The following is a 24453-nucleotide window of genomic DNA, read 5'->3' as shown; positions in this document are numbered from 1 at the left end:
GGGTCTTGTGTGTCGATCTGTTCCCGTCCGGAGACGGATTGTCCCGGTCCGCAGAACGAACCTGTCCCCTGACGCTACCTCCCGGCCACGGACCCGTCCCGTGGGGGCCGCTCGGTGTGCCGGTATCGTTGCCGACGGTTGGCGTCTTCGTAGAGTTCCCCGTATCCGGGAGCGCGATTCGTTCGTACGACCATACAAACCGCACCACCGCGAGAAAGAGACCCGCCGTGGCCTCCCCGCCTCCCCCCGCCCGTCCCCCCGGTACGCCGGCCCGCCTCGTCGTGCTGGTTTCCGGCTCCGGTACGAACCTCCAGGCCCTCATCGACGCCATCGGCGACGACCCCGCGGCCTACGGCGCGCAGATCGTGGCCGTCGGCGCCGACCGGGACGGGATCGCGGGCCTGGAGCGTGCCGAGCGCGCCGGGCTGCCGACCTTCGTCTGCCGCGTGAAGGATTATTCGTCACGCGACGAGTGGGACGCCGCGCTGGCGGCGGCGACGGCGGCGTACGAGCCTGATCTCGTCGTCTCGGCCGGCTTCATGAAGATCGTGGGCAAGGAGTTCCTCGCCCGCTTCGGCGGCCGGTTCGTCAACACCCACCCCGCCCTGCTGCCGAGTTTTCCCGGAGCCCACGGCGTACGCGACGCCCTCGCCTACGGCGCGAAGGTCACCGGATGCACGGTCCACTTCGTCGACGACGGTGTGGACACCGGCCCGATCATCGCGCAGGGCGTGGTCGAGGTCCGGGACGAGGATTACGAAGACGGTGGTGCCGCTCTGCACGAGCGCATCAAGGAAGTCGAGCGACGGCTGCTCGTCGATGTCGTGGGGCGCCTGGCCCGTAACGGCTTTCACATTGAGGGACGAAAGGTAGTTATCCAGTGACCGCCGAAGGTACGAAGCGGCCCATCCGCCGCGCGTTGGTCAGCGTCTACGACAAGACGGGCCTCGAAGAGCTGGCCCGCGGCCTGCACGAGGCGGGCGTGACCATCGTCTCCACCGGCTCCACCGCCGGGAGGATCGCCGCGGCCGGCGTCCCGGTCACCAAGGTCGAGGAGCTCACCGGCTTTCCCGAGTGCCTCGACGGCCGGGTCAAGACGCTGCACCCGCGCGTGCACGCCGGCATCCTCGCCGACCTGCGGCTCGACGCCCACCGCGCGCAGCTGGAGGAGCTCGGTGTCGAGCCCTTCGACCTCGTGGTCGTGAACCTCTACCCGTTCAAGGAGACCGTCGCCTCCGGCGCCACCGCCGACGAGTGCGTCGAGCAGATCGACATCGGCGGCCCCTCGATGGTCCGCGCCGCCGCCAAGAACCACCCCTCGGTCGCGGTCGTCACCAGCCCCGAGCGGTACGCCGACGTCCTCGACGCCGTCAAGGGCGGCGGCTTCGACCTGACGACGCGCAAGCGCCTCGCCGCCGAAGCCTTCCAGCACACGGCGGCGTACGACGTCGCCGTCGCGTCCTGGTTCGCCGCCGACTACGCGGCGGCCGACGACAGCGGCTTCCCCGACTTCCTCGGTTCGACGTACGCGCGCAAGAACGTGCTGCGGTACGGCGAGAACCCGCACCAGCCCGCGGCCCTCTACACCTCCGGCACGGGCGGCCTCGCGGAGGCGGAGCAGCTGCACGGCAAGGAGATGTCGTACAACAACTTCACGGACACGGAGGCCGCGCGGCGCGCCGCGTACGACCAGACCGAGCCGTGCGTCGCGATCATCAAGCACGCGAACCCCTGCGGCATCGCCATCGGCGCGGACGTCGCCGAGGCGCATCGCAAGGCGCACGCCTGCGACCCGCTGTCCGCCTTCGGCGGCGTGATCGCCGTCAACCGCCCGGTGTCCGTCGAGATGGCCGAGCAGGTCGCCGAGATCTTCACCGAGGTCATCGTCGCTCCGGGGTACGAGGACGGCGCCGTCGAGGTGCTGGCCCGCAAGAAGAACATCCGCGTGCTGATCTGCTCCGACGCCCCGTCCGACGAGGTCGAGGTAAAGGCCATCGACGGCGGTGCCCTGCTCCAGGTCACCGACCGGCTCCAGGCCGAGGGCGACGACCCGTCGACTTGGACGCTCGCCACCGGCGAGGCGCTGTCCGACGCCGAACTGGCCGAGCTGGCCTTCGCCTGGCGCGCCTGCCGCGCCGTGAAGTCCAACGCGATCCTGCTCGCCAAGGGCGGCGCGTCCGTCGGTGTCGGCATGGGTCAGGTCAACCGCGTCGACTCCGCGAAGCTCGCGGTCGAGCGGGCGGGCGAGGAGCGCGCGCAGGGTGCGTACGCCGCCTCCGACGCGTTCTTCCCCTTCCCGGACGGCCTGGAGATCCTGCTGGACGCGGGCGTCAAGGCCGTGGTCCAGCCCGGCGGTTCGGTCCGTGACGAGCAGGTCGTCGAGGCCGCGAAGAAGGCCGGCGCGACGATGTACTTCACCGGTACGCGCCACTTCTTCCACTGACGCGCAAACGCGAGAGGCCGCAACCCCGTCGGGGTCGCGGCCTCTTGTGCGTACGGTCGTTACTTCTTGATGACCAGGGTGCCGGAGGCACGGTCGTGCCAGCCCTGGAGCTTCCCGGAGTTGTCGAAGAACGGGGAGAGGTAGACCAGGAGCTGGCCGATGCCGCACAGGAGCGCGCCGGCCATCGGGATGATCCAGCGGATGAAGCCGCCGCCGATGCCGGGGACCTGGCCCGTGTTCTCCTTGACGACCTTCAGGCCGAGGGCCAGCTTGCCGACCGTGGCGCCCAGGAAGGAGATCATCAGCCACTCGTAGAGCAGCGTGGCCAGGAAGAAGATGAGGATGACGCCGAAGAACGCGGCGAGCATGCCACCGGCCGCCTCGGCCTGGTCGTTGACACAGGCCTCGTACGCCGAACCCAGCGGGTCGAGGTTGTTGCAGTCCTCCATGCCCTCGGCAGCGCCGAACACGCCCGCGAAACCGACGGCGCTGAGGATGAAGTACAGGACCGAGATGATGACGGCGTCGATGACGCGCGCGCCGAAGCGACGGCCCATCGTGGCGACCTGGACGGTGCCCAGGACCGGGACGTTGATCAGGCCGTTGTTGGCCTGGAGGGTGCCCGGCTGCTGCGGGTACGCGCCGTAGGGCTGACCCGGCTGCTGTGCGCCCTGCTGCGGGTAGCCGTAACCCTGCTGCGGGGGCACGCCCTGCGGCGCCTGCTGCGGGTAGCCGTAACCGGGCTGGCCCTGCGGGGGCTGCTGCGGCTGCTGGCCGTACGGGTTGTTCGGGTCGCCGAAACTCATGGCGGTGTTCCTCCGTTGGAAGTGCTGGGGACGTCGCGGCCCGAGCGGAGGAACGTCACAAGGTATCGAGCGGTGCCCCCCCGCCGCTGTCCGCGGCACTGCGCCGATCATCGTTGTAGTTCACTCGTGTCTTTGTCCAGTCGGTATGCCTATGCGTTGTGCAAGTGCAACCTCGGCCAGGGCGGCCTGATTGGAACCTGGGCGGGTCCATCCGCGAGGATGGGGGCATGACTGCCCAGATTCTCGATGGCAAGGCCACCGCAGCCGCGATCAAGTCCGACCTGACCGCCCGCGTGGCGGCTCTGAAGTCCAAGGGCATCGTCCCCGGGCTCGGCACCGTGCTGGTCGGTGACGACCCGGGCAGCAAGTGGTACGTCGCGGGCAAGCACCGTGACTGTGCCCAGGTCGGCATCGCCTCGATCCAGCGCGAACTGCCCGCGACCGCCTCCCAGGAGGAGATCGAGGCAGTTGTACGGGAACTGAACGAGAACCCGGAGTGCACGGGCTACATCGTGCAACTCCCGCTCCCCAAGGGCATCGACACCAACCGCGTCCTGGAACTGATGGACCCGGCCAAGGACGCCGACGGCCTGCACCCGATGAGCCTCGGCCGGCTGGTGATCGGCGAGCCCGGCCCGCTGCCGTGCACGCCGTACGGCATCGTCCAGCTCCTGCGTCACCACGACGTGGAGATCAAGGGTGCGAACGTCGTGGTCGTCGGCCGCGGCATCACCATCGGCCGCCCGATGCCGCTGGTGCTGACCCGCAAGTCCGAGAACGCGACGGTGACGCAGTGCCACACCGGTACGCGTGACCTGTCCGCGCACCTCAGGCAGGCGGACATCATCATCGCCGCGGCGGGTGTGCCGCATCTCATCAAGCCCGAGGACGTCAAGCCGGGCGCCGCCGTGCTCGACGTCGGCGTGAGCCGGGACGAGGACGGCAAGATCGTCGGCGACGTGCACCCGGGCGTCGCGGAGGTGGCCGGGTGGGTCGCCCCGAACCCGGGCGGCGTCGGCCCGATGACCCGCGCCCAGCTGCTGGTCAACGTCGTCGAGGCGGCGGAGCGCGCCGCCGACGACGTGGCCACGGGCTGAGCGGGAAGGAACCGCCTCCCATGGGTGCTGCTACGACTCCGGACGAACCGGCCGCCGCCGCGGACGTCACCGTGAACGCGGACGCCGGCCAGGACGCGCCGGGCGGGCACGACGCCGGGGGAGCGGCCGGTACGCCGGACGCCGCCCACGGAACGCCGGACGCGCCCGGTAGGCCCGACGCCCACGGTGCGCCGGACGCCCACGGCGCCGGGGACACGCCCGCCGCCGACCGGGCGGGCGACGTGGGCGGGCCGGCCGGGACGGGCGAGCCCGAACCGGAGGCCAAGGGCGTCGTCAGCGCCCCCGGACCGGAGGGGCCCGTCCGCACCACGCGGCGCTTCCCCATGTTCACGCGGGACACCGCGCGTCCCGAGGGCGGCGGCCGCGCCGCGTCCGGTGCGGCCCCGGTGCGCCAGTGGCCGTTCCTGGCCGTCCTCGGGACGACCGCGGTCGGGCTGCTGCTCGTTGCGGTCGACGCGTTCGGGATCGGCTTCCGGCTGGGCACGCTGCTGATCGGCCTGGCCCTGATCGCCGGCGCCGTGCTGCGCCGCCTGATCCCGTCGGTCGGCATGCTGGCCGTGCGCTCGCGCTTCACCGACATGGCGACGTACGGCCTGCTCGGTACCGCCATCGTGCTGCTCGCGCTCATGGCGCAGCCCGGCCCGTGGCTGGAGATCCCGTTCCTGGAGTCGGCGGTCCGCTTCGCGGTGCGCTAGGGGCGAGAGCGTTCCGCTCGGCCCCGCCCCGCGCTTCCGTGCCCCTGAGTCCGGCCGTGGTGTCCGACGCCCGGCCGCCCGCGGGCGTGACGCGCCCGTCCTCTCCCCCGGGGGAGGACGGGCGACGGCACGGTTTTCAGCGTCAGGTACGCGTCAATTCCGATCAAGGGCTGCCGGACGCCTGTGGCACGGAGGTGACCATTCCGCCACGGTCCGGGCACGGCGCGAACAGCAGGCTTGTGGAACGCGCCGAGGCGCCGCGGTGGGAGACTGTTCCGGGAACTCGGGAGGGGGCGCGCAAGGGGCGCGCCGGACTCCCGGATGCTCCCGTGCGCTCCTGCCCCGGGAACTGACATCCTGGCTCGGCGCATCCCTTCTGACGGCCCGGAACGCGGGCGCGCGAAGGGGTGTGCGGCACGGGGACACGGGAGCACGGGGTACATCAGGCACGTACTGGGGGGACAAGGGGGAAGCAATGGCTCGTTGGAAAGCTCTACCGGAGGAGCTCGATCCGCAGGTCAAGGAGTTCGCAAGCCAGCTGCGCCGGCTCGTTGACCGGAGTGGGCTCAGCATCGCGGCGGTGGCGGACAGGACCGGGTACAGCAAGACGTCCTGGGAGCGCTATCTGAACGGACGTCTGCTCCCGCCCAAGGGCGCGGTCCTGGCCCTGGCCGACGTGACCGGTACGAACGCGGGCCATCTGACCACCATGTGGGAGCTCGCGGAGCGCGCCTGGAGCCGTTCCGAGATGCGCCACGACATGACCATGGAAGCGATCCGGATCTCCCAGGCGCGGGCCGCGCTCGGTGAACTCGGGCAGACGCCGGCGCCCGCGAAGGGCGGCCGGCCGGGCCGCCGCACCACGACGGACCCGGCCGCCCCGCCCGCGGGAATCGGCTTCGGTGGTACGGCCATGGGGCCCGGCGCGCATTCCGTCGGCCCCGGGCCGGACCCGGCCCCGGGCGCAGGCGGGCCGGGTGTCGGCGGCGCGGGTGCGCCGGCCAATGGGGCGGGCGGGCGTACGCCGGCGGGCGCGCCGCAGGACTTCCTCATATCCCCGCAGCGCAACGGCGGGGGACCGGGACCCGGATCGGCGGACGGCCAACGCCGCCGCAGGAAGACCACGATGTTCCTCGCGGGCGTCGTCGGCGCACTGCTGGTCGTCGCAGCCGCCGTACTGCTGACCGGCCTCGGCGGCACGGACAAGGACCCCGTGGCGAAGGACAAGCCGAAGCCCAGACCGGCCACTTCGGCCCCCGAGCTGCCCGCCGGCGTCAAGTGCGCCGGCGACGACTGCACGGGTGAGGACCCGGAGGCCATGGGCTGCGGGGGCGAGTTCGCCGAAACGACGGCGAGCGCGACGGTCGGCACCGCCTTCGTCGAGGTCCGGTACAGCAAGACGTGCGGCGCGGCGTGGGCCCGTATCACGCAGGCGACCGTGGGCGACAAGGTGCAGATCGCCTCCGGCGCCGCTGCCGCTGACCGGCCGGGGGCGCAGAACGGCCTGGTCGACGCCGACAGGGACGCGTACACCCCCATGGTGGCGGTGCCCAAGGGCGCCGACGCGAAGGCGTGCGCGACCCTCGTGTCGGGCGTGAAGGGCTGCACCGCTCAGTAGGACCGAAGGCGGCCGAAGAAGTACCGAAGAAAGACCGAAGAAGGGTGAATGCCCGCGCCGGAACGGGGCAGGCGCGGGACATCCCCCCACGGGTGCACGGCACCCCGGTCGGACGGCCGCCCGCGCACCCCCTCTGGCGCGGGTGGCCGTCCCGGCGTTCGGGGGTATGTGCGCCGCACCACACGGGGTCGGGAGACCGGGGCTCCCGGGGTCGGATAGCCTGACCGCTGGATATCTCTTCACGTCAAGATTCAGGCGCCCAACAAACGCCTGGGCGTGCGGGGATATTCAGCAACGAGGGGCAGGGACCCCCACCGCCAGCTGTCTTACGGAGATCGCCATGACCCGCACTCCCGTGAATGTCACCGTCACCGGCGCGGCCGGCCAGATCGGTTACGCGCTGCTCTTCCGCATCGCCTCCGGCCACCTGCTCGGCGCGGATGTGCCGGTCAAGCTGCGTCTCCTGGAAATCCCGCAGGGCCTGAAGGCCGCCGAGGGCACCGCCATGGAGCTCGACGACTGCGCCTTCCCGCTGCTCCAGGGCATCGAGATCACCGACGACCCGAACGTCGGCTTCGACGGCGCGAACGTAGCCCTCCTCGTCGGCGCCCGCCCGCGCACGAAGGGCATGGAGCGCGGCGACCTGCTGTCCGCCAACGGCGGCATCTTCAAGCCGCAGGGCAAGGCCATCAACGACAACGCCGCGGACGACATCAAGGTGCTCGTCGTCGGCAACCCGGCCAACACCAACGCGCTCATCGCGCAGGCGGCGGCCCCGGACGTACCGGCCGAGCGCTTCACCGCGATGACGCGCCTGGACCACAACCGCGCGCTGTCGCAGCTCGCGAAGAAGACCGGCTCCGCCGTCTCCGACATCAAGCGCCTCACCATCTGGGGCAACCACTCGGCGACGCAGTACCCGGACATCTTCCACGCGGAGATCGCCGGCAAGAACGCCGCCGAGGTCGTCAACGACGAGAAGTGGCTGGCCGACACCTTCATCCCGACCGTCGCCAAGCGCGGTGCGGCGATCATCGAGGCGCGCGGCGCGTCCTCGGCCGCCTCTGCCGCCAACGCGGCCATCGACCACGTGCACACGTGGGTCAACGGCACGGCGGCCGGCGACTGGACGTCGATGGGCATCCCGTCGGACGGCTCGTACGGCGTGCCGGAGGGTCTCATCTCCTCCTTCCCCGTCACCTGCAAGGATGGCAAGTACGAGATCGTCCAGGGCCTGGACATCAACGAGTTCTCCCGCGCGCGCATCGACGCGTCGGTGCAGGAGCTCAAGGAAGAGCGCGACGCGGTGCGCGAGCTCGGCCTGATCTGAGTGCCTTAGTACGTACGCACCACCGACGCCCCCGGCGGCCGATCGAATCGGCTGCCGGGGGCGTTGTCGCGTTCCGGGGGAGGTGCCTTGCGAACCTGCATCGCGATGTAGTACTTCTTATACATGAGCGAGCAGGTGCACAACAGGCTGGCGATGGTTCGGGCCGAGCGCGGGGTTTCGCGGCAGGCGTTGGCCGAGGCTGTCGGGGCGCACTACCAGACCATCGGGTACATCGAGCGCGGGCAGTACAACCCGAGCCTCGACCTGGCCCTGAAGATCGCCGAGTTCTTCGAGTTGCCGGTGGAGGCACTGTTCTCCCTCCGGCCGTTCCGGCCGCTCACCGACGAGGTCTACGGGAGGAAGCAGTGATGACCGCAGGGCAGGGGCAGACCGCCGAAATCACCACGCACGACCGGCGCATGTTCGCGCTGATGAACCGTGAGGAGGGCTCCGCCCTTCACTCCACGGCCACCCGCCGGCGGCTCTTCGTCGGCGCTCACATCCTCATGACGGCCGCCTCCGTCGTGTGCTGGAACATCGTGGTCTTCGGAGAGCGCCGGGACTGGGCCCTGGTCGTCATCCTGGCCCTGCTGCTCCCGTGGTGCTTCGCGACCGGCGTCATCAACACCGCCACCCGCGGCCTGCTCGAACTGCGGGGCCGCGTGCTCGACGAGCGGCAGCTCGCCGAGCGTGACCGGGCCCGCGCCCGTGCGCACCGGCTGACCTCCGGACTTCTGCTGGCCGCCGCGCTCGGCGTCGGTGCGGCCGGCTGGACCGGCGGCGTACCGGTCGAAGGGCTGATCGCGCCGGTCCTGGCCGCCGTCCTGGCCACGCACTGGCTGATGCCGCTGTGGGTCGCCGGACTGATGGTGCGTGACGAGCCCGCCGACGAACCCGACGGTGTGTCCGCGAAGGTCTGACGGCGGCACGAAACCGGATCGCCGCACGCGTCACAAGGGGACTAGACTGTCACCCCTTTCCAGCTGAACTCGCGCCGCCCGAACGGCGGTTCACGCAGCTGAGCCCGTGCGGCGAAAGGGACGCGGTGTCTCAAACGGCCTTACCCACCCAGCCCGGTGACCGGGACGATCTGCGGGGCAGAGATCCCGTGGCGCCCGCCGCCAGTGAGGCGACCCGGCTGCTGTGCGCGGGGGTCTACCTCGACGACGGGTACCGGGACGCGGTCATCGACGAGCTGTACGTCCACGAGGAGCGCATCGCCGCCCCGTCGTACGGCTTCGACGCCGCCCGCGTACTCGCCCACGCCCTGCGCGCCCGGCGCACCGAACTCGCCTGGGCCGCCGGGGTGGTGGTGCTGTGGGTGCTCGCCGTCCCGCTGACCGGCGGCATGTTCGTCATGCTGGTGGGCCCCTGCCTCATGCTCAGCCTCTCCGGATGGCTCAGGGGCAGCAGCCGGCAGCCGCCGTTGTACCGCCGGATCCCCGCCTTCCTGCTGCGCTGGTACGGGCGCCTCGTGCTGGCCTTCGTCCTCGCGGGTCTGGTCGTGGCCGCCTTCGGCTTCGGGGACTCGGAGGACTCCGGCGGTTACGGGTACGGCGAGGGCGGTACGAGCGGGGGATTCGGCGGGTACGACGGCTACGGGGACTCCGGCGCCTTCGGGCAGGCGGGTTCCTTCGAACCCGAGGACCTCTTCGGGCCCGTCGCCGGGTCCGGCCTCCCCTTCGGCGGCGCCGGTACCGCCTGGGGCATCCTCGCGCTGCTCGGTGTACTCACCACCGTCGTCGCGCTCCGGCGCGGCCAGTTCGCCCGCATCCTGACCGGCGAGCTGTCCCCCCAGCGGTTCCCCAACCACGCGGCCGACCCCGCGGAGCGCGGCACGGGCGTGCGCTTCGGCCGGCTCGCGCGGTACCTCCGCGTCGAGCAGCACGCCCCGCTGGTCATGTACAGCGCCTCGCAGCCGTTCTGCGGCGCGGGCAGTCCGTACCAGCCGTGGAATCTCTCCGTGGAGCTCCGTCCGCGCAAGGGCAGCACTCCCGAGGCGATCGACAACGCCAAGATCATCGAACGTATCGTCCCTCTGGTCGAGGCGCTGCGCATCCCCTCGCCGCACGGATCGCCGCAGCTCGCGGCGGCCGTACGCGACCGGCTGCGGGAGCTCAGGACCGACGAGTGCGTCTTCCTGCCGGTCACCGGGCTCACCCGGCGCGACCAGGCGCCGTACGACTCCGCGGGGTTCGAGGCCCACCGGAGAGGGTCCGTGGAGGAGGGCGGCGAGAGCCGTCGGCACTTCCTGCGCATCCGGGTCGGGGGCTGGAACGAAGAGGTCGTGGTCACGGTCTTCGTACGGGTCCACACCCAGGGCGGCATGCTGATGCTGGAGGTGGCGCCCCATGTACTGCTTCCCGTACGGAAGTTGTTCCAGGACGCCGACCGGATCGCCCACCGGCACCGGAACAACAACTGGTTCGGCAAGGTCGTCTGGGCGCTCACCCACACCCCCCGCTCGTTCGGGGACGCGCTCGCGACGCTGGGCCGGGGCGCCGTCAGCGGGTGGAAGATGCTCACCGGCGGAAACGGCGGCGCGCTGCCCGACGGGCCCGCGCGGTCCGTGCGTGAGCTGGGCTCCGACTGGGACGCCTCGCTCTTCCAGGACATGGACATCAACCGCTACCTGAAGAGCGTGCAGGACCGGGTGACCGGCGGAGTGCGGCTGGCGCTGTACGAAGCGGGCTGGCAGACCGACGAGTTCGAGCAGAAGATCGTCAATGTGGGGGCCGGTGCGGTCTTCATCGAGTCCGCGCACGGAAGCACCATCGGCATCGGCGACAAGAACCACATCACGACCAACAACAACGGCGTCGCCGGCAGGACCGGCGGCGCCGCCGGCAAGAGCGGCAACGGCAATGGCAGCGCCAACGGCACTGGCAACGATGGGGGAGTACGCAGTGGGAACACCTGATGAGCAGCGGTCCGTCCACCTCGGGACCGTGAACAACAGCGCCATCGGTATCGGCAGCGGCAACACCGTGACCAATACCAACACCACGACGAACCACGCCGCCCCGCCCCGCGACCCGGCCCACGAAGAGCTGCTGCTCGCCGTACGCCAACTCCGGGCGGACCTGGACCGGCTCGTCACCACCGACACGACCACCGTCCTCGACGCCGAGCTCGTCTCCACGGAGGAGGAGATCGAGGAGGAGGGCCGGGCCACGCCGGGCCGTCTCGCCCGGCTGCGCGCCGCGCTCACGGCCGCCGGCCCGAGCGTGGAGGTCCTCGCGTCGGGCGCCGCCGCCGTGGCCGCGGTCGGATCGCTGCTGGGGGGCTGACCCGATGGCCGGGCCGTACTGGAACGACGAGGCCCAGCGCTGGGAGAGCGGTGACGCGGGGCCGCCCGCTCCGCATGTCCCGGTGCCGCCGCCGCTGCCACCCCTGCCCTCGGTGCCGCCGGCGGATCCGCTCGCCCCGGCCGACGGGCCCCCGTCGTACGACCTCGCCGGACCGGGCGGCGCCGAACGCGGCGCCCGGTCGTTACGGGGCCGGATTTCGCCATTCGCCGCCGGGGCCGCCGTCGTCGTACTGGCACTGGGGGCGGTGGGCGTGTGGTTCACGCTGGGCCACCGCGGCGAGGACTCCGGGCGTACGGGCGCGCAAGCGCCGCAGGCCGTCGAGTCGGCCGGCAGCACCTCGCCCGCCACCGGGGCGACCGCCCCGGAAGAGAGCACCGCCGCGGAGCCGACCGGACCGCAGACCGCGGAGCCGACCGGGACGGGCTCCCCGCGGGTGCCGGCCGGGTACCGGCTGGTGGCGGACGCCGAGGGCTTCACCGCCGCCGTCCCCGAGGACTGGGAGCGCAGCCTGGAGAACGACCGCGTCTTCTACCGCACGGCCGACCGTGCCTCGCTGGTGCAGGTCTTCCAGGTGACCGAGCCCGGCATGAGCCCCGGCGAGGCCGTGCGCCTGGCGTCCGGCGGGCTGCGGAGCGGCACCGAGGGGTACGACGAGATCCGGGTGGGCCCGGTGGACGGCGCCGTGAACGAGGGGCAGTCGGCCGAGCTGGTCTACGAGTACGACAGCGAGGAGAGCGGCGGGCGCCGGCGGGGAGTCGAACGTGTCTTCCGGGTCGACGGCGGCGACCTGTGGGCCGTGCTGGTCGCGGCGCCTGCCGGGGAGTGGCCGCGGCAGCAGGAAATCCTCCGTACGGTGATCGAAAACTTCCAACCGAATGACACCTTCTGACCGTTTTTGATCCGTAACGGTCGTGATGCAGGGCACTTTCGGCCACTCATTGCGCATGGTTATCGGCTTTGGGGGGAGGGCTCCCGGTCGCCGGTCTTTACTGGCGGTACATATCGGGAACGGAAGGCGAAACGCGACGTGTCGGGACAACAGACCATTCATGTGGGCGGGAAGTGGCAGGCAGCCGCTTCCGGCGCCACGCGCGAGATCATCGACCCCGCTGACGCCAAGCCTTTCGCCGTCGTCGCCGAGGGCGGCGCAGCCGACGTCGACGCCGCCGTGGCGGCCGCCCGTGCGGCGTTCGACTCGGGCGAGTGGCCCCGTACCCCGGTGGCCGAGCGCGCCGCGCTGCTGCGGCGCGTCGGTGAGCTGCTCCAGCGCGACCGCGAGGAGATCGCACTCCTCGAAAGCCGCGACGCGGGGAAGACGCTGGAAGAGGGCCGGGTCGACGTCGACTGCGTGAGCGACGCCTTCCGGTACTTCGCCGACCTCGTCGTGGGCGAGGGCGCCGGCCGCGTCGTGGACGCCGGTTCGCCTGACATCCACAGCGTCGTCGTGTACGAGCCGGTCGGAGTCTGCGCGCTCATAGCGCCGTGGAACTACCCGCTCCTCCAGGCCAGCTGGAAGATCGCCCCGGCGCTGGCCGCGGGCAACACCTTCGTGCTCAAGCCCAGCGAGATCACCCCGCTGACGACCGTCGCGCTCGTCGAGCTGCTCGTCGAGGCGGGACTGCCGGCCGGTGTCGCCAACCTCGTGACCGGCGCCGGTGACCCCGTCGGCGCGCGGATGTCCGAGCACCCCGATGTCGACCTCGTGTCGTTCACGGGCGGCCTCGCCAGCGGTACGAAGGTCATGCAGGCCGCCGCCGTCACCGTGAAGAAGGTCGCCCTGGAGCTGGGCGGCAAGAACCCGAACGTCGTCTTCGCCGACGCCTGCGCCACCGAAGAGGGCTTCGACACCGCCGTAGACCAGGCGCTCAACGCCGCGTTCATCCACAGCGGCCAGGTCTGCTCGGCCGGCTCCCGGCTCATCGTCGAGGAGTCGGTGCGCGAGCGCTTCGTCGCCGAACTCGCCCGCCGGGCCGCGAAGATCCGCCTCGGCCGCGGCACGGCCGACGGCGTGGAATGCGGACCGCTCGTCTCCGCGCAGCAGCTGGCGAAGACCGAGATGTACGTCGCCTCTGCACTGGAGGAGGGCGCCGTACTGCGCGCCGGCGGCAGCCGGCCCGAGCCGTCCGACGTACGGCCCGAGGGCGGGTACTTCTACGCCCCGACCGTCCTGGACCAGTGCCACCGCGAGATGCGCGTCGTACGGGAAGAGGTCTTCGGGCCGGTCCTGACGGTGGAGACCTTCCGTACCGAGGACGAGGCCGTCGCCCTCGCCAACGACACCGAGTACGGGCTGGCCGGCGGCGTGTGGACGGCCGACGCCGGGCGCGCGCGGCGCGTCGCCGGACGGCTGCGCCACGGCACGGTGTGGATCAACGACTTCCATCCCTACCTGCCGCAGGCGGAGTGGGGCGGGTTCGGCAAGTCCGGTGTCGGGCGAGAGCTCGGGCCGTCGGGCCTCGCCGAGTACCGCGAGGCGAAGCACATCTACCAGAACCTGGACCCGCGCCCGGTGCGCTGGTTCGCGGGCTGACGGAGGCCCTTCCCCCTCCCCGCCCCCTTCCCCCTCCCCGTCCCCTTCCCCTCCCACAACCGGTCCCCCCGGGACCCCGGCCCCCTACGGCCGGACGGGCCCGACCTCCCGTGGTCGCACGAAAGAGGAGCAGTAACCCATGCCTGTATACGACTACGTCGTCGTCGGCGGCGGCACCGCGGGTTCGGTGATCGCGTCCCGGCTCACCGAGGACCCGTCCGTCCGCGTCGCCGTGATCGAGGGCGGACCCTCCGACGTCGACCGCCCCGAAGTGCTGACGCTGCGCCGCTGGATGGGCCTGCTCGGCGGTGAACTCGACTACGACTACCCCACGACCGAGCAGCCACGCGGCAATTCCCACATCCGGCACAGCCGCGCCCGCGTCCTGGGCGGCTGCTCCTCGCACAACACGCTGATCGCCTTCCAGCCGCTGCCGTCCGACTGGGACGAGTGGGAGACCGCGGGCGCCAAGGGCTGGGGCGCCGCCTCCATGGCGCCGTACTTCCACAAGCTCCGCAACAACATCGTGCCGGTCGACGAGAAGGACCGGAACGCCATCGCCCGCGACTTCGTCGACGCGGCGCAGGAGGCCATCGGCGTACCCCGCGTCGAAGGGTTCAACATGCAGCCCTTCCACGAGGGCGCCGGCTTCTTCGACCTCGCCTACCACCCCGAGAACAACAAGCGCTCGTCCGCCTCCGTCGCGTACCTGCACCCCTTCCTTGACCGGCCGAACCTCCACCTCATGCTGGAGACTTGGGCGTACAGGCTGGAGCTCGACGGGACCCGGGCGACCGGCGTGCACGTCCGTACGAAGGACGGCGAGGAGGTACTCGTCGAGGCGAGCCGCGAGGTGCTCGTCTGCGCGGGCGCGGTGGACACCCCGCGGCTGCTGCTGCACTCCGGCATCGGCCCGAAGGCCGACCTGGAAGCGCTCGGGATCCCCGTCGTGCTCGACCTGCCCGGCGTCGGCGAGAACCTGCTCGACCACCCCGAGTCGGTCATCGTCTGGGAGACGGACGGGCCGATACCCGAGAACTCGGCGATGGACTCTGACGCGGGTCTGTTCGTACGCCGGGACCCGGCGAGCCGGGGCCCGGACCTGATGTTCCACTTCTACCAGATCCCGTTCACCGACAACCCGGAACGCCTCGGCTACGAACGGCCCGAGCACGGTGTGTCGATGACGCCGAACATCCCCAAGCCGCACAGCCGCGGCCGCCTCTTCCTGACCAGCGCCGACCCGGCCGTCAAGCCCGCGCTGGACTTCCGCTACTTCACGGACGAGGACGACTACGACGCCCAGACCCTCGTGGACGGCATCCGCATGGCCCGCGAGATCGCCAAGGCCGAGCCGCTCGCGAAGTGGCTCAAGCGCGAGGTCTGCCCCGGGCCCGACGTCACCTCCGACGAGGACATCAGCGAGTACGCCCGCAAGGTCGCCCACACCGTGTACCACCCGGCCGGCACCTGCCGGATGGGTGACTCCTTCGACGAACTTGCCGTAGTGTCACCGGACTTGAAAATCCGCGGGCTCGAAGGCATCCGCATCGCCGACGCATCCGTCTTCCCGACGATGCCCGCCGTGAACCCGATGATCGGGGTCCTGATGGTCGGGGAGAAGTGCGCCGAACTGCTTGCCTCAACAACTGCACCGGGAGGTGATGCGTGATGACCGCTCCTGAACAGACGAACGCCGCCGAACCGGTCTTCTCCGTAAAGAACCTGTGGAAGGTGTTCGGCCCGAAGGCGGACCGAATACCCGCCGACAAGGAATGCGCCGAACTGACCGCCGAGGAGCTGCGGGCCCGCACCGGCTGTACCGCCGCCGTGCGCGACGTCTCCTTCGACGTGCAGAAGGGGGAGGTCTTCGTCGTCATGGGGCTCTCGGGCTCCGGCAAGTCCACCCTCGTACGCTGCCTGACCCGCCTCATCGAGCCGACCTCCGGCGCCATCGCCATCGACGGCGAGGACGTCCTTTCCATGGACAGGTCGCGGCTGCGCGAACTGCGCCGGCACCGCGCCTCCATGGTCTTCCAGCACTTCGGCCTGCTGCCGCACCGCTCCGTGATCGACAACATCGCCTACGGCCTGGAGATCCAGGGCATGGGCAGGGCGGAGCGCCGCGCCAAGGCCGCCGAGGTCGTCGAGAAGGTCGGCCTCGCGGGGATGGAGGAGCGCCGTCCCGGCCAGCTCTCCGGCGGACAGCAGCAGCGCGTCGGTCTGGCCCGCGCCCTCGCCGTCGACCCCGAAGTGCTGCTCTTCGACGAGCCGTTCAGCGCGCTCGACCCCCTGATCCGCCGCGACATGCAGGAAGAGGTCGTCCGCCTGCACCGCGAAGAGGGCCGCACGATGGTCTTCATCACCCACGACCTCAGCGAGGCGCTGCGGCTCGGCACCCGGATCGCGCTGATGCGCGACGGCCGGATCGTGCAGCTCGGCACCCCCGAGGAAATCGTCGGCTCGCCCGCCGACGACTACGTACGTGACTTCGTCCGTGACGTCGCGCGCGAGCAGGTCATGACCGTACGCACCGCCATGCGACCGGCCGGCGACGCCCGCGAGACGGAGACCGGGGCGTCCGTCTCTCCCGACGCCACGGTCTCGTCCGCCATCGAGGCCGTCGCCCGCACCGGCGAGCCCGCCCGCGTGATGGAGAACGGACGCTGCATCGGCATCGTCGACCACCAGGGGCTGCTCGCCGTCGTCGCGGGCATCGATACGGCAAAGGCGGTCGCCGCATGACGGCGGCCGTCACCGCGCCCGCGAAGGAGCCCGCGAACGAGCCCGCGGCGCGGCCCGCGAAGGACAAGCCGGCAGCAGGGCGCGCCCCCGGCCGGTTCGCCGCCGTCGTACGCCACCGCGCCGGCCGCAAGCTGCTGCCGCTCGCCGTCGCCGCGTTGCTGCTCGTACCGCTCGGCATCGCGCTGTGGGGCGGCGGGAGCTGGCCCGCCGGGCTGACCGTCGACGTGTCGGGTCCGCTCGACGACGCCAACGCGTGGGTCATCGACAACCGCGAGACCCACCCCCTCTTCCTGTACTTCCTGCTGCACCTCTCCAACACCGCCACCGACGCGGTCGACGCCGTCTACAGCGGTCTCGACGCGCTCGGCTGGGCCGGCTTCGCCGCCATGGCCGTGCTCTTCGCGTGGCGCGCCGCCGGACTCGGCCGGCGCGGCGCGAAGACGGCCGCCGTCGCCGCCGTCGTGTTCGCGGTGTGCGGGGTGCTCGGCATGTGGGACGCCACGCTGCTCACCATCGCGCTGATGGTCGTGGCCGTGGCCCTCGCCTCCGTACTCGGCATCCTGCTCGGGCTCGCGGCCGGACTCTCCGACCGTTTCCACCGGATGCTGCGCCCGGTGCTCGACACCATGCAGGTCATGCCGGCCTTCGCGTACCTGCTGCCGTTCGTGCTCGTCTTCGGCACCGGTACCCCCGCCGCCCTCTTCTGCACGGTCATCTACGCCGCCCCGCCGATGGCCCGCCTCACGGCCCTCGGGCTGCGCGGCGCCGACGCCGGGGTCCTGGAGGCGTCGGCCTCGCTCGGCGCGAACGGCTGGCAGCGGCTGTGGACGGCGCGACTGCCGCTCGCCCGCAAGGAAATGCTGCTCGGCCTCAACCAGACGATCATGATGGCGCTCTCGATGGTCGTCATCGCGGCGCTCGTCGGCGCCGGTGGTCTCGGCGAAGAGGTCTACTCGGCGCTGTCCACGGTCGACGTCGGCAAGGCGCTCGCGGCCGGCATCCCGATCGTGCTGATCGCGGTCTGGCTCGACCGTACGACCGCCGCTGCGGGCGAGCGCATCGGTGCCTCCGTGCCCGGCGGCTCGCGGCTGCTGCACGGGTGGCGCGCCTGGGCGCTGGTCGCGGTCGTCACCGCGGTCGTCGCCGCCGCCGGACGCGCGCTGCTCACGCGGTCCTGGCCGGAAGGCTGGACGTACGACATCTCCACACCCGTCAACAGGGCCCAGGACTGGATCACCGAGCACCTCGCCTCGGGCATCCCCGTCCTCGGCGGCACGGAGGTGTGGTCGGAGAACTTCACCCTGTGGGTGCTCAACCCGCTGCGCGACGGACTGGTGTGGCTGCCCTGGTGGGCGCTGCTGCTGATCGTCGCCGGGCTGGCGTGGCTGGTCGGGACCTGGGCGACCGCGCTCACCTCGACGCTCGCGCTGGGCGCCATTGGCGTACTCGGCGTGTGGACGAAGTCCCTCGACACGCTGTCCCAGGTGATCGCCGCGCTCTTCGTGACGCTGCTGCTGGGCTTCGCGCTCGGCATCGCGGCAGCGCGGGCGGGCCGGTTCGAACGGTGGATGCGGCCGGTGCTCGACGCGATGCAGACGATGCCGCAGTTCGTGTACCTGATCCCGGTGGTCGCGCTGTTCGGTGTCACGCGCGCCTCCGCCATCATCGCGGCCGTCGTGTACGCGCTGCCGGCCGTCGTCCGCATCACCACCCAGGGCATCCGTGAGGTCGACCCCGCCGCCCTGGAAGCCTCGCGCTCCCTGGGCGCAGGCTCCCGGCAGCAGCTCCTCCAGGTGCAGCTCCCGCTGGCCCGCCCGGCGCTCCAGCTCGCGGTCAACCAGGGTGTCGTGCTGGTCCTCGCCGTGGTCGTCGTCGGCGGCCTCGTCGGTGGTGGCGCGCTCGGTTACGACGTGGTCAAGGGGCTGTCGCGCGGCGAGATGGGGGTCGGCATGACGGCCGGCGCCGCGATCGTCTGCCTCGGTCTCGTACTGGACCGCCTCACCCAGCCCGGTACGGGCCGCTCCGGTCGTCGTCACGACAACTGACCGGACCCGGCCCCCCTTCTGCTTCATTCCTGCCTAGAAGAGAGTCACCCTCACCATGCGCATGAATACGCGAAACAGCCGCACCATCCGAACGGCCACCGCCACCGCCGCCGCCCTCGGCCTGCTCGCCCTCAGCGGGTGCGGCGCCGCCGAGACCGGCAAGAGCGACGAGGCCGGTGACAAGAAGACCGTGAAGCTGACCGTCCCCTCGTGGGTCGGCGCGCAGGCCAACACGGCGGTCGCGGCGTACCTCCTGGAGAAGGAGCTCGGGTACACCGTCAAGACCCAGCAGATGGGCGAGGTCCTCGCATGGGACGCGCTGTCGAAGGGCGACATCGACGGGATCCTGGAGGACTGGGGCCACCCGAAGGAGGAGAAGAGCTACGTCGACACCAAGAAGACCGTCGTCAAGGGCGGCGACCTCGGTGTCACCGGGCACATCGGCTGGTTCGTGCCGAAGTACTTCGCGGACAAGCACCCGGACGTCACGGACTGGAAGAACCTCAACAAGTACGCCGACGAGTTCAAGACCGCGGAGAGCGGTGACAAGGGCGAGATCCTCGAAGGGTCCCCGGACTACGTCACCAACGACGACGCGATCATCAAGAACCTGAAGCTGAACCTCAAGACGAACTACTCGGGTTCCGAGGCCAGCCAGATCACGGCCATGAAGAAGTACGCGAAGGCGAAGAAACCGTTCCTGACGTACTGGTGGACGCCGCAGTGGCTGAACGCCGAGATCGACATGGTCGAGGTCAAGCTGCCGGCGTACAAGGAAGGCTGCGACGCCGACCCCGAGAAGGTCGCCTGCGCCTACCCGAACACGCCGCTCCAGAAGTTCTTCAACGCGGACTTCGCGAAGAACGGCGGCAAGGCGGCGGAGTTCCTGAAGAACTTCAAGTGGACGACCGAGCAGCAGAACGAGGTCGCCCTGATGATCGCGGACGAGAAGCTGTCGCCCGAGGCCGCGGCCGAGAAGTGGGTCAAGGCGAACGAGTCGACGTGGAAGACCTGGATGCCGAAGAAGTAGGTTTCCAGCGCATTACGAGGGGCCTGCCGCCCGGCGGCAGGCCCCTCGGCGCGTCTCCGTGCGCGGTGGTCAGTGCGCGAAGGCGCCCGGGGTGTAGTGGCCGGCGACCATGCGGGTCGTCACGGCGAACCGGTTCCAGGCGTTGATGGTGTTGATCAGTGCGATCAGGCGGGCCAGTTCCGGCTCCCCGAAGTGCTCGGCGGCCCTCGCGTACACCTCGTCGGGGACGAATCCGTCGGTCAGGACGGTCACGGCCTCGGTCAGTTCGAGGGCCGCGGCCTCCTGCTCCGTGTAGAAGTGCCGCGACTCGTCCCACGCGCTGAGCTGGACGATCCGCTCGACCGTTTCGCCCGCCGCGAGTGCGTCCTTGGAGTGCATGTCGACGCAGAAGGCGCAGTGGTTGATCTGCGAGGCGCGGATCTTGACCAGTTCGACGAGCAGGGGGTCGAGGCCCTTCTTCGCTGCCGCGTCGAGCGTGATCATGGCCTTGTAGACGTCGGGGACGAGCTTCGCCCACTCCAGGCGGGGCGTGTGCTCGTGGGCGTACTGGGGCGTCGCGGTGGACGTGTCGGTAGTCATGGGAACGACGCTACGGCGCTGTTGGCGCACCGGTATGGTCCATTTCCATGACGGATTCATGGGCCACCTCCGGGGTCGACCTGCATGTGGAGCTGGGCGGTTCCGGGCTGCGTACGGGCCTGACGAAGGCCCTGCGGGAAGCCGTCCGTACGGGCAGGCTGGCCCCGGGGACGCGGCTGCCGTCCTCCCGCTCGCTCGCCGTCGACCTGGGCGTCGCCCGCAACACCGTCGCCGACGCGTACGCCGAGCTGGTCGCCGAGGGGTGGCTCACCGCCCGCCAGGGCTCGGGCACGCGGGTGGCGGAGCGGGCCGCGCCGCGCAGGGCGGTGCCCGCCGCCGCGGCGCGCCGGGCCGTGCGGCGCGAGCCGGCGTACAGCCTCGTGCCGGGCAGGCCCGACCTGGCGTTCTTTCCGCGTGCCGAGTGGCTGAAGGCGGCCAGGCGCGCGCTGACGGCGGCGCCGCACGAGGCGTTCGGGTACGGCGATCCGCGCGGGCGGGTCGAGCTGCGCACCGCGGTCGCCGAGTACGTGGCGCGGGCGCGCGGCGTACGGGCCACGCCGGACCGGGTCGTCGTCTGCTCCGGGTTCGTGTACGGGCTGACGCTCCTCGCCGGCGTGCTGCGGCAGCGGCGCGTACGGGAGGTGGCGGTCGAGTCGTACGGTCTCGGCTTCCACCGGGACCTGCTCACCGAGGCCGGGCTGCGCACCGCGGCCCTCGGCTTCGACGCGTACGGTTCGCGCACCGGGGAGCTGGCGGGGCTGCGGGGCGCGGGGGCGGTGCTGCTGACGCCGGCCCACCAGTTCCCGATCGGTCTCGCCCTGCATCCGGACCGGCGCACGGCGGCGGTCGACTGGGCGCGCGCCACCGGCGGACTGATCCTGGAGGACGACTACGACGGCGAGTTCCGCTACGACCGGCAGCCGGTCGGCGCCCTCCAGGGCCTCGATCCGGAGCGCGTGGTCTACCTGGGGACGGCGAGCAAGGCGCTGGCGCCGGGGCTGCGGCTGGGCTGGATGGTGCTGCCGGAGCCGCTGGTCGAGGAGGTGACGGCGGCGAAGGGGGCCGTGGACTGGGCATCGAGCGCGCTGGACCAGCTCACGCTGGCGGAGTTCATCGGCTCGGGGGCGTACGACCGTCATGTGCGCTCGATGCGGCTGCGCTACCGGCGGCGGCGCGACCAGCTGGTGGCGGCGGTGGCGGAGCGGGCGCCGGACGTACGGGTGACGGGGATCGCGGCCGGGCTGCACGCGGTGCTGGAGCTGCCGCCCGGCACGGAACGCTCGGTGGTGCAGGCGGCGGCGTGGCAGGGGCTCGCGCTGGCAGGCGTGGACGGCTTCCGGCACCCGTCGGCCCGGCGGGACCGGGACGCGCTGGTCGTCGGCTACGCGACGCCGCCGGACAGCGCGTGGGCGGGTGCGCTGGACGCGCTGTGCCGGGCACTGCCGTGACGGCCGGGGGCGCGGGGGCGGCGGCCTGCCCGGGAGCCGTCGGAGGAGGGGGGAGCCCCGACCGGACGGGGGAGGCCGGCCGGGGCTCGTACGGGGGTGGGTGCGGCGGGCCGCCCATGGGCGCCTCGTTCCGCCCCACGTAAAGATGAACGATAAACCATCCCGGTGAGTTCCCGGCGGGCCCCTCACCCTTCACGGTGGTCACCGGGTGCCCTCGTTCCCGCACCGCCGTGACCCGGTCCCCGGCCTCGCCGCGGGGCCGCCGACGCCTCGTCGGTCACCGCGTCCGACGCCTCGCCGAACCGCGCCAGCGCCAGCGCGCCCGCCACCGCCACCACGAAACCCACCGCCGCCGGTACGGCCAGGCCCTCGCGGGTACGGTCGCCGAGCCACACCACGCCCACCAGGGCCGGGCCGATCGTCTCGCCGACCACCATGCCCGCCGTCGCCGTGGTCACCGAGCCGCGCTGGAACGCCGACGTGAGCAGCAGAAACGCCGTGCCGCCGGCCAGCAGAAGGGCGTACCAGGCCGGATTGGCGGCGAGCGCCGACGGGGCCAGGTCGTCGATCAGCCGCACCGAGACCGACACCACCCCGAATCCCGTGCCCGCCCCGAAGCCCAGCACCAGCGCGCGGGCCCGGCCCGGCAGGCGGCCCGCCACCGCGCCCGCGACCAGTACGGCGAAGGCGGCACCGAGCAGCGCGTAAGGAAGAGCGGGCGGGCCCTGGCTCTCGCCCTCCGGCCCGACGGAGAGCCCGATCATCGCCAGGCCCGCGCTGACCACGCCCACCGCGGTCCACTCCAGGCCCCTCAGTCGCACCTTCAGCACGTGGGCGGCGACCACGGCGGTGACGGCGAGGCTCGCGGCCTGGGACGCCTCGACGGCGTAGATCGGGATGGTGAGCAGGGCGACGATCTGGAGGGCGAAGCTGAGGCCGTCGAGGGCCAGGCCGACGAGGTAGCGCCACTGGCGCATGGCGCGCAGCTGGAGCGTCACGTCGACCCCGCTGCCGGTGCCGGGCTTCGCGGCGCGGGCCGCGACGGCCTGGAGCACGGAGGCCGTACCGATGCAGACCGCCGAACTGAGCGCGCAGATCATCCCAAGGAGCACAAACCGACTCTAGAGGGGCGAAGATCGGGCACCCGGTTCCACCGGCGGGAGCGGGCCATCTAGTCTGTCGGACGGCCTTGAGAATCAGATCGAACGACGGGGGAGGGGCCGGTACATGGCGGCACGACGGCGCAAACTGAGGTCGGGCACGGTGCTGCTCGGCGGCATGGGCGTGCTCGCGGCGACGCTCACCGCGTGCGGCTCGGAGCCGGACCGGCGCTGCGTGGACCCGGTCACGCAGGAAGTGCTGCCGGACTACAAGTGCGACGACGACGGCAACGGCGGCAGGTACTACTACGGCGGCCGTGTCAGCGACGGCAAGGTCACGGACGGCAGCTTCGACAAGTCCGCGGTCGACCGGGGCGGCTTCGGCTCCTCCGGCTCCGGCGGCGGCTGACAGGGCCCCCGGGCTCAGGCACCAGGCACTCACCGATGAAGCGACACACGATCGAACCGCGCCCCGGCTGGCAGCAGACCGTCGAGGAGCAGGGCCTCATCTACCCGCTGACCCGCTTCCCGGACGGGTCGCTGCGCCCGTACTGGGACGAGAGCGCGTACTACGAGTTCTCGCTGCCCGAGGTCGAGGCGATGGAGGAGGTCGTCGAGGAACTGCACGCCATGTGCCTGGCCGCCGCCGGGCACATCGTCGAGCACGACCGCTTCGCCGACCTCGGCATCACGGACCCGCGCCTGGCGTCGAGGATCGCCACCTCGTGGCGGCGACGGGCCGAACTCCCCTCCGTCTACGGGCGTTTCGACCTCCGGTACGACGGCACGGGCCCGGCCAAGATGCTGGAGTACAACGCCGACACGCCCACCTCGCTGGTGGAGGCGGCCAGCCCGCAGTGGTTCTGGATGGAGGAGCGCTTCCCCGGCGCCGACCAGTGGAACTCGCTGCACGAGCGGCTCGTCGACGCCTGGAAGCACCAGGCGCACCTCCTGCCGCCCGGTCCCGTGCACTTCGTCCACTCGGACGGCGACGAGCTCGGCGAAGACCTGATGACCGTCGCCTATCTGCGCGAGACGGCCCAGCAGGCCGGGCTCGCCACCGAGGCGCTGTCCGTGGAGCAGATCGGCTGGGACCGGCTCTCGGGCCGCTTCGTCGACGGCCGGCTGCGCTTCATCCGCAGCTGCTTCAAGCTCTACCCCTGGGAGTGGCTGACGACCGACCGCTTCGGTCCGCACGTCCTGGACACCCTCGACAACGGCGGCGGCACCGGCAGCACCTGCTGGATCGAGCCCGCCTGGAAGATGCTGCTCTCCAACAAGGCGCTGCTCGCGATCCTGTGGGAGCTCTACCCCGGCCACCCCAACCTGCTCGCCGCGTATCTCGACGGCCCGCGCGAACTGGCGGCCCCCGACGGCCCCGGCTTCGTCGCCAAGCCGCTGCTCGGCCGCGAGGGCGCGGGCGTCACGATCCACGGACCGGGGACCGCCCATTCACCGGTCGTCGGTGAACAGCCCGTCTGCTACCAGGAGTTGGCACCCCTGCCGGACTTCGACGGCAACCGCGTGGTGCTCGGCGCGTGGGTCGTCGAGAACGAGGCAGCGGGCCTCGGCATCCGGGAGTCCTCGGGCCTGATCACGGACGAGTACGCCCGCTTCCTGCCGCACGTGATCCTTTAGGCGCGGAAGCGGGCCCT

The 24453-nt window shown here is 71.5% G+C and carries 22 protein-coding genes; 19 read left to right on the top strand and 3 right to left on the bottom strand.

Annotated elements, in window-relative coordinates; translation table 11 throughout:
- Positions 1–227 precede the first annotated feature (227 nt).
- Both purN and purH read left to right on the top strand, forming a co-directional pair.
- The gene (gene purN, locus AS594_RS14030; protein WP_069927367.1) at positions 228–884 is read left to right on the top strand and encodes a phosphoribosylglycinamide formyltransferase; all 657 of its coding nucleotides are present in this window, start codon (positions 228–230) and stop codon (positions 882–884) included.
- Complete coding sequence (gene purH, locus AS594_RS14025) at positions 881–2443, top strand: bifunctional phosphoribosylaminoimidazolecarboxamide formyltransferase/IMP cyclohydrolase (RefSeq protein ID WP_069927366.1); 1563 nt, start codon at positions 881–883, stop codon at positions 2441–2443. The genes purN and purH overlap by 4 nt, the downstream gene beginning before the upstream one ends.
- A 59-nt stretch (positions 2444–2502) precedes the next feature.
- Here the strand turns inward: purH and AS594_RS14020 are convergent, their stop codons facing one another.
- A complete protein-coding gene (locus tag AS594_RS14020; protein ID WP_069927365.1) occupies positions 2503–3249 on the bottom strand; it encodes an RDD family protein in 747 nt (248 codons plus the stop codon).
- Positions 3250–3476: 227 nt separating this feature from the next.
- Here AS594_RS14020 and AS594_RS14015 point away from each other — a divergent pair, with 227 nt between their 5' ends.
- The 14 genes from AS594_RS14015 to AS594_RS13950 all read left to right on the top strand — a co-directional run bounded on the left by AS594_RS14015 (position 3477) and on the right by AS594_RS13950 (position 19671).
- Positions 3477–4346: a bifunctional methylenetetrahydrofolate dehydrogenase/methenyltetrahydrofolate cyclohydrolase gene (locus tag AS594_RS14015; RefSeq protein WP_069927364.1), complete on the top strand. Its 870-nt coding sequence runs from the start codon at positions 3477–3479 to the stop codon at positions 4344–4346.
- Positions 4347–4366: 20 nt separating this feature from the next.
- Positions 4367–5062 carry a DUF3017 domain-containing protein gene (locus AS594_RS14010; protein WP_069927363.1) on the top strand — a complete coding sequence of 232 codons (696 nt, stop codon included), beginning with the start codon at positions 4367–4369 and terminating at the stop codon, positions 5060–5062.
- A gap of 475 nt (positions 5063–5537) precedes the next feature.
- On the top strand, positions 5538–6680 hold the full coding sequence (locus tag AS594_RS14005; RefSeq protein WP_069935114.1) for an XRE family transcriptional regulator: 1143 nt from the start codon (positions 5538–5540) through the stop codon (positions 6678–6680).
- Positions 6681–7020: 340 nt separating this feature from the next.
- Positions 7021–8010 (top strand): malate dehydrogenase, encoded by a 990-nt coding sequence (locus AS594_RS14000; protein ID WP_069932894.1) that lies wholly within the window; start codon positions 7021–7023, stop codon positions 8008–8010.
- A gap of 123 nt (positions 8011–8133) precedes the next feature.
- Positions 8134–8379 carry a helix-turn-helix transcriptional regulator gene (locus AS594_RS13995; RefSeq protein WP_069927360.1) on the top strand — a complete coding sequence of 82 codons (246 nt, stop codon included), beginning with the start codon at positions 8134–8136 and terminating at the stop codon, positions 8377–8379.
- Positions 8379–8930 carry a hypothetical protein gene (locus AS594_RS13990; RefSeq protein WP_069927359.1) on the top strand — a complete coding sequence of 184 codons (552 nt, stop codon included), beginning with the start codon at positions 8379–8381 and terminating at the stop codon, positions 8928–8930. Before AS594_RS13995 ends, AS594_RS13990 begins: the two co-directional genes overlap by 1 nt.
- A gap of 125 nt (positions 8931–9055) precedes the next feature.
- Entirely contained in the window at positions 9056–10930 is a 1875-nt protein-coding gene (locus AS594_RS13985) for a hypothetical protein (protein ID WP_176733131.1), read from the top strand.
- Positions 10917–11300 carry a hypothetical protein gene (locus AS594_RS13980; protein WP_240509009.1) on the top strand — a complete coding sequence of 128 codons (384 nt, stop codon included), beginning with the start codon at positions 10917–10919 and terminating at the stop codon, positions 11298–11300. The genes AS594_RS13985 and AS594_RS13980 overlap by 14 nt, the downstream gene beginning before the upstream one ends.
- A 4-nt stretch (positions 11301–11304) precedes the next feature.
- Positions 11305–12210 (top strand): hypothetical protein, encoded by a 906-nt coding sequence (locus AS594_RS13975; protein WP_069927357.1) that lies wholly within the window; start codon positions 11305–11307, stop codon positions 12208–12210.
- Between the two features lie 138 nt (positions 12211–12348).
- On the top strand, positions 12349–13851 hold the full coding sequence (locus tag AS594_RS13970; protein WP_069927356.1) for an aldehyde dehydrogenase family protein: 1503 nt from the start codon (positions 12349–12351) through the stop codon (positions 13849–13851).
- A 139-nt stretch (positions 13852–13990) separates the two neighbouring features.
- A complete protein-coding gene (locus tag AS594_RS13965; protein WP_069927355.1) occupies positions 13991–15523 on the top strand; it encodes a GMC family oxidoreductase in 1533 nt (510 codons plus the stop codon).
- Positions 15523–16596, top strand: a complete 1074-nt coding sequence (locus AS594_RS13960; RefSeq protein ID WP_069927354.1) for a quaternary amine ABC transporter ATP-binding protein — start codon at positions 15523–15525, stop codon at positions 16594–16596. Before AS594_RS13965 ends, AS594_RS13960 begins: the two co-directional genes overlap by 1 nt.
- Positions 16593–18641, top strand: coding sequence for an ABC transporter permease (locus AS594_RS13955; protein ID WP_069927353.1), 2049 nt, complete (start codon positions 16593–16595; stop codon positions 18639–18641). Before AS594_RS13960 ends, AS594_RS13955 begins: the two co-directional genes overlap by 4 nt.
- Positions 18642–18702: 61 nt before the next feature.
- Positions 18703–19671, top strand: coding sequence for an ABC transporter substrate-binding protein (locus AS594_RS13950; RefSeq protein WP_069930509.1), 969 nt, complete (start codon positions 18703–18705; stop codon positions 19669–19671).
- A gap of 69 nt (positions 19672–19740) precedes the next feature.
- On the opposite strand, the gene AS594_RS13945 is transcribed toward AS594_RS13950, so the two are convergent.
- The gene (locus tag AS594_RS13945) at positions 19741–20250 is read right to left on the bottom strand and encodes a carboxymuconolactone decarboxylase family protein (protein ID WP_069932895.1); all 510 of its coding nucleotides are present in this window, start codon (positions 20248–20250) and stop codon (positions 19741–19743) included.
- A gap of 47 nt (positions 20251–20297) precedes the next feature.
- Here AS594_RS13945 and pdxR point away from each other — a divergent pair, with 47 nt between their 5' ends.
- A complete protein-coding gene (pdxR, locus tag AS594_RS13940) occupies positions 20298–21698 on the top strand; it encodes a MocR-like pyridoxine biosynthesis transcription factor PdxR (protein WP_069932896.1) in 1401 nt (466 codons plus the stop codon).
- A 185-nt stretch (positions 21699–21883) separates the two neighbouring features.
- Here pdxR and AS594_RS13935 read toward each other — a convergent pair whose 3' ends face one another.
- Entirely contained in the window at positions 21884–22798 is a 915-nt protein-coding gene (locus AS594_RS13935) for a DMT family protein (protein ID WP_240509256.1), read from the bottom strand.
- Between the two features lie 127 nt (positions 22799–22925).
- On the opposite strand from AS594_RS13935, the gene AS594_RS13930 reads away from it, so the two are divergent.
- Entirely contained in the window at positions 22926–23207 is a 282-nt protein-coding gene (locus AS594_RS13930; protein ID WP_069927351.1) for a hypothetical protein, read from the top strand.
- 35 nt (positions 23208–23242) lie between these two features.
- A complete protein-coding gene (locus AS594_RS13925; RefSeq protein ID WP_069932897.1) occupies positions 23243–24436 on the top strand; it encodes a glutathionylspermidine synthase family protein in 1194 nt (397 codons plus the stop codon).
- Positions 24437–24453 lie beyond the last annotated feature (17 nt).

The sequence above is a fragment of the Streptomyces agglomeratus genome, assembly GCF_001746415.1.
Taxonomy (GTDB): Bacteria; Actinomycetota; Actinomycetes; order Streptomycetales; family Streptomycetaceae; genus Streptomyces; species Streptomyces agglomeratus.
Note: the sequence above shows the minus strand (reverse complement) of the source record. Positions and strands in the feature narration are given on the sequence as shown.

What these genes read in the sequence shown, in the direction of transcription:
- AS594_RS14005 (WP_069935114.1), top strand. Translation starts at nt 5,538, where the DNA reads ATGGCTCGTTGGAAAGCTCTACCGGAGGAGCTCGATCCGCAGGTCAAG.
- pdxR (WP_069932896.1), top strand. Translation starts at nt 20,298, where the DNA reads ATGACGGATTCATGGGCCACCTCCGGGGTCGACCTGCATGTGGAGCTG.
- AS594_RS13995 (WP_069927360.1), top strand. Translation starts at nt 8,134, where the DNA reads ATGAGCGAGCAGGTGCACAACAGGCTGGCGATGGTTCGGGCCGAGCGC.
- AS594_RS13990 (WP_069927359.1), top strand. Translation starts at nt 8,379, where the DNA reads ATGACCGCAGGGCAGGGGCAGACCGCCGAAATCACCACGCACGACCGG.
- AS594_RS13925 (WP_069932897.1), top strand. Translation starts at nt 23,243, where the DNA reads ATGAAGCGACACACGATCGAACCGCGCCCCGGCTGGCAGCAGACCGTC.
- AS594_RS13955 (WP_069927353.1), top strand. Translation starts at nt 16,593, where the DNA reads ATGACGGCGGCCGTCACCGCGCCCGCGAAGGAGCCCGCGAACGAGCCC.
- AS594_RS14015 (WP_069927364.1), top strand. Translation starts at nt 3,477, where the DNA reads ATGACTGCCCAGATTCTCGATGGCAAGGCCACCGCAGCCGCGATCAAG.
- AS594_RS13960 (WP_069927354.1), top strand. Translation starts at nt 15,523, where the DNA reads ATGACCGCTCCTGAACAGACGAACGCCGCCGAACCGGTCTTCTCCGTA.
- AS594_RS13945 (WP_069932895.1), bottom strand. Translation starts at nt 20,250, where the DNA reads ATGACTACCGACACGTCCACCGCGACGCCCCAGTACGCCCACGAGCAC.
- AS594_RS13965 (WP_069927355.1), top strand. Translation starts at nt 13,991, where the DNA reads ATGCCTGTATACGACTACGTCGTCGTCGGCGGCGGCACCGCGGGTTCG.
- AS594_RS14000 (WP_069932894.1), top strand. Translation starts at nt 7,021, where the DNA reads ATGACCCGCACTCCCGTGAATGTCACCGTCACCGGCGCGGCCGGCCAG.
- AS594_RS13950 (WP_069930509.1), top strand. Translation starts at nt 18,703, where the DNA reads ATGAATACGCGAAACAGCCGCACCATCCGAACGGCCACCGCCACCGCC.
- AS594_RS14020 (WP_069927365.1), bottom strand. Translation starts at nt 3,249, where the DNA reads ATGAGTTTCGGCGACCCGAACAACCCGTACGGCCAGCAGCCGCAGCAG.
- AS594_RS13975 (WP_069927357.1), top strand. Translation starts at nt 11,305, where the DNA reads ATGGCCGGGCCGTACTGGAACGACGAGGCCCAGCGCTGGGAGAGCGGT.
- AS594_RS13935 (WP_240509256.1), bottom strand. Translation starts at nt 22,798, where the DNA reads ATGATCTGCGCGCTCAGTTCGGCGGTCTGCATCGGTACGGCCTCCGTG.
- AS594_RS14010 (WP_069927363.1), top strand. Translation starts at nt 4,367, where the DNA reads ATGGGTGCTGCTACGACTCCGGACGAACCGGCCGCCGCCGCGGACGTC.
- AS594_RS13930 (WP_069927351.1), top strand. Translation starts at nt 22,926, where the DNA reads ATGGCGGCACGACGGCGCAAACTGAGGTCGGGCACGGTGCTGCTCGGC.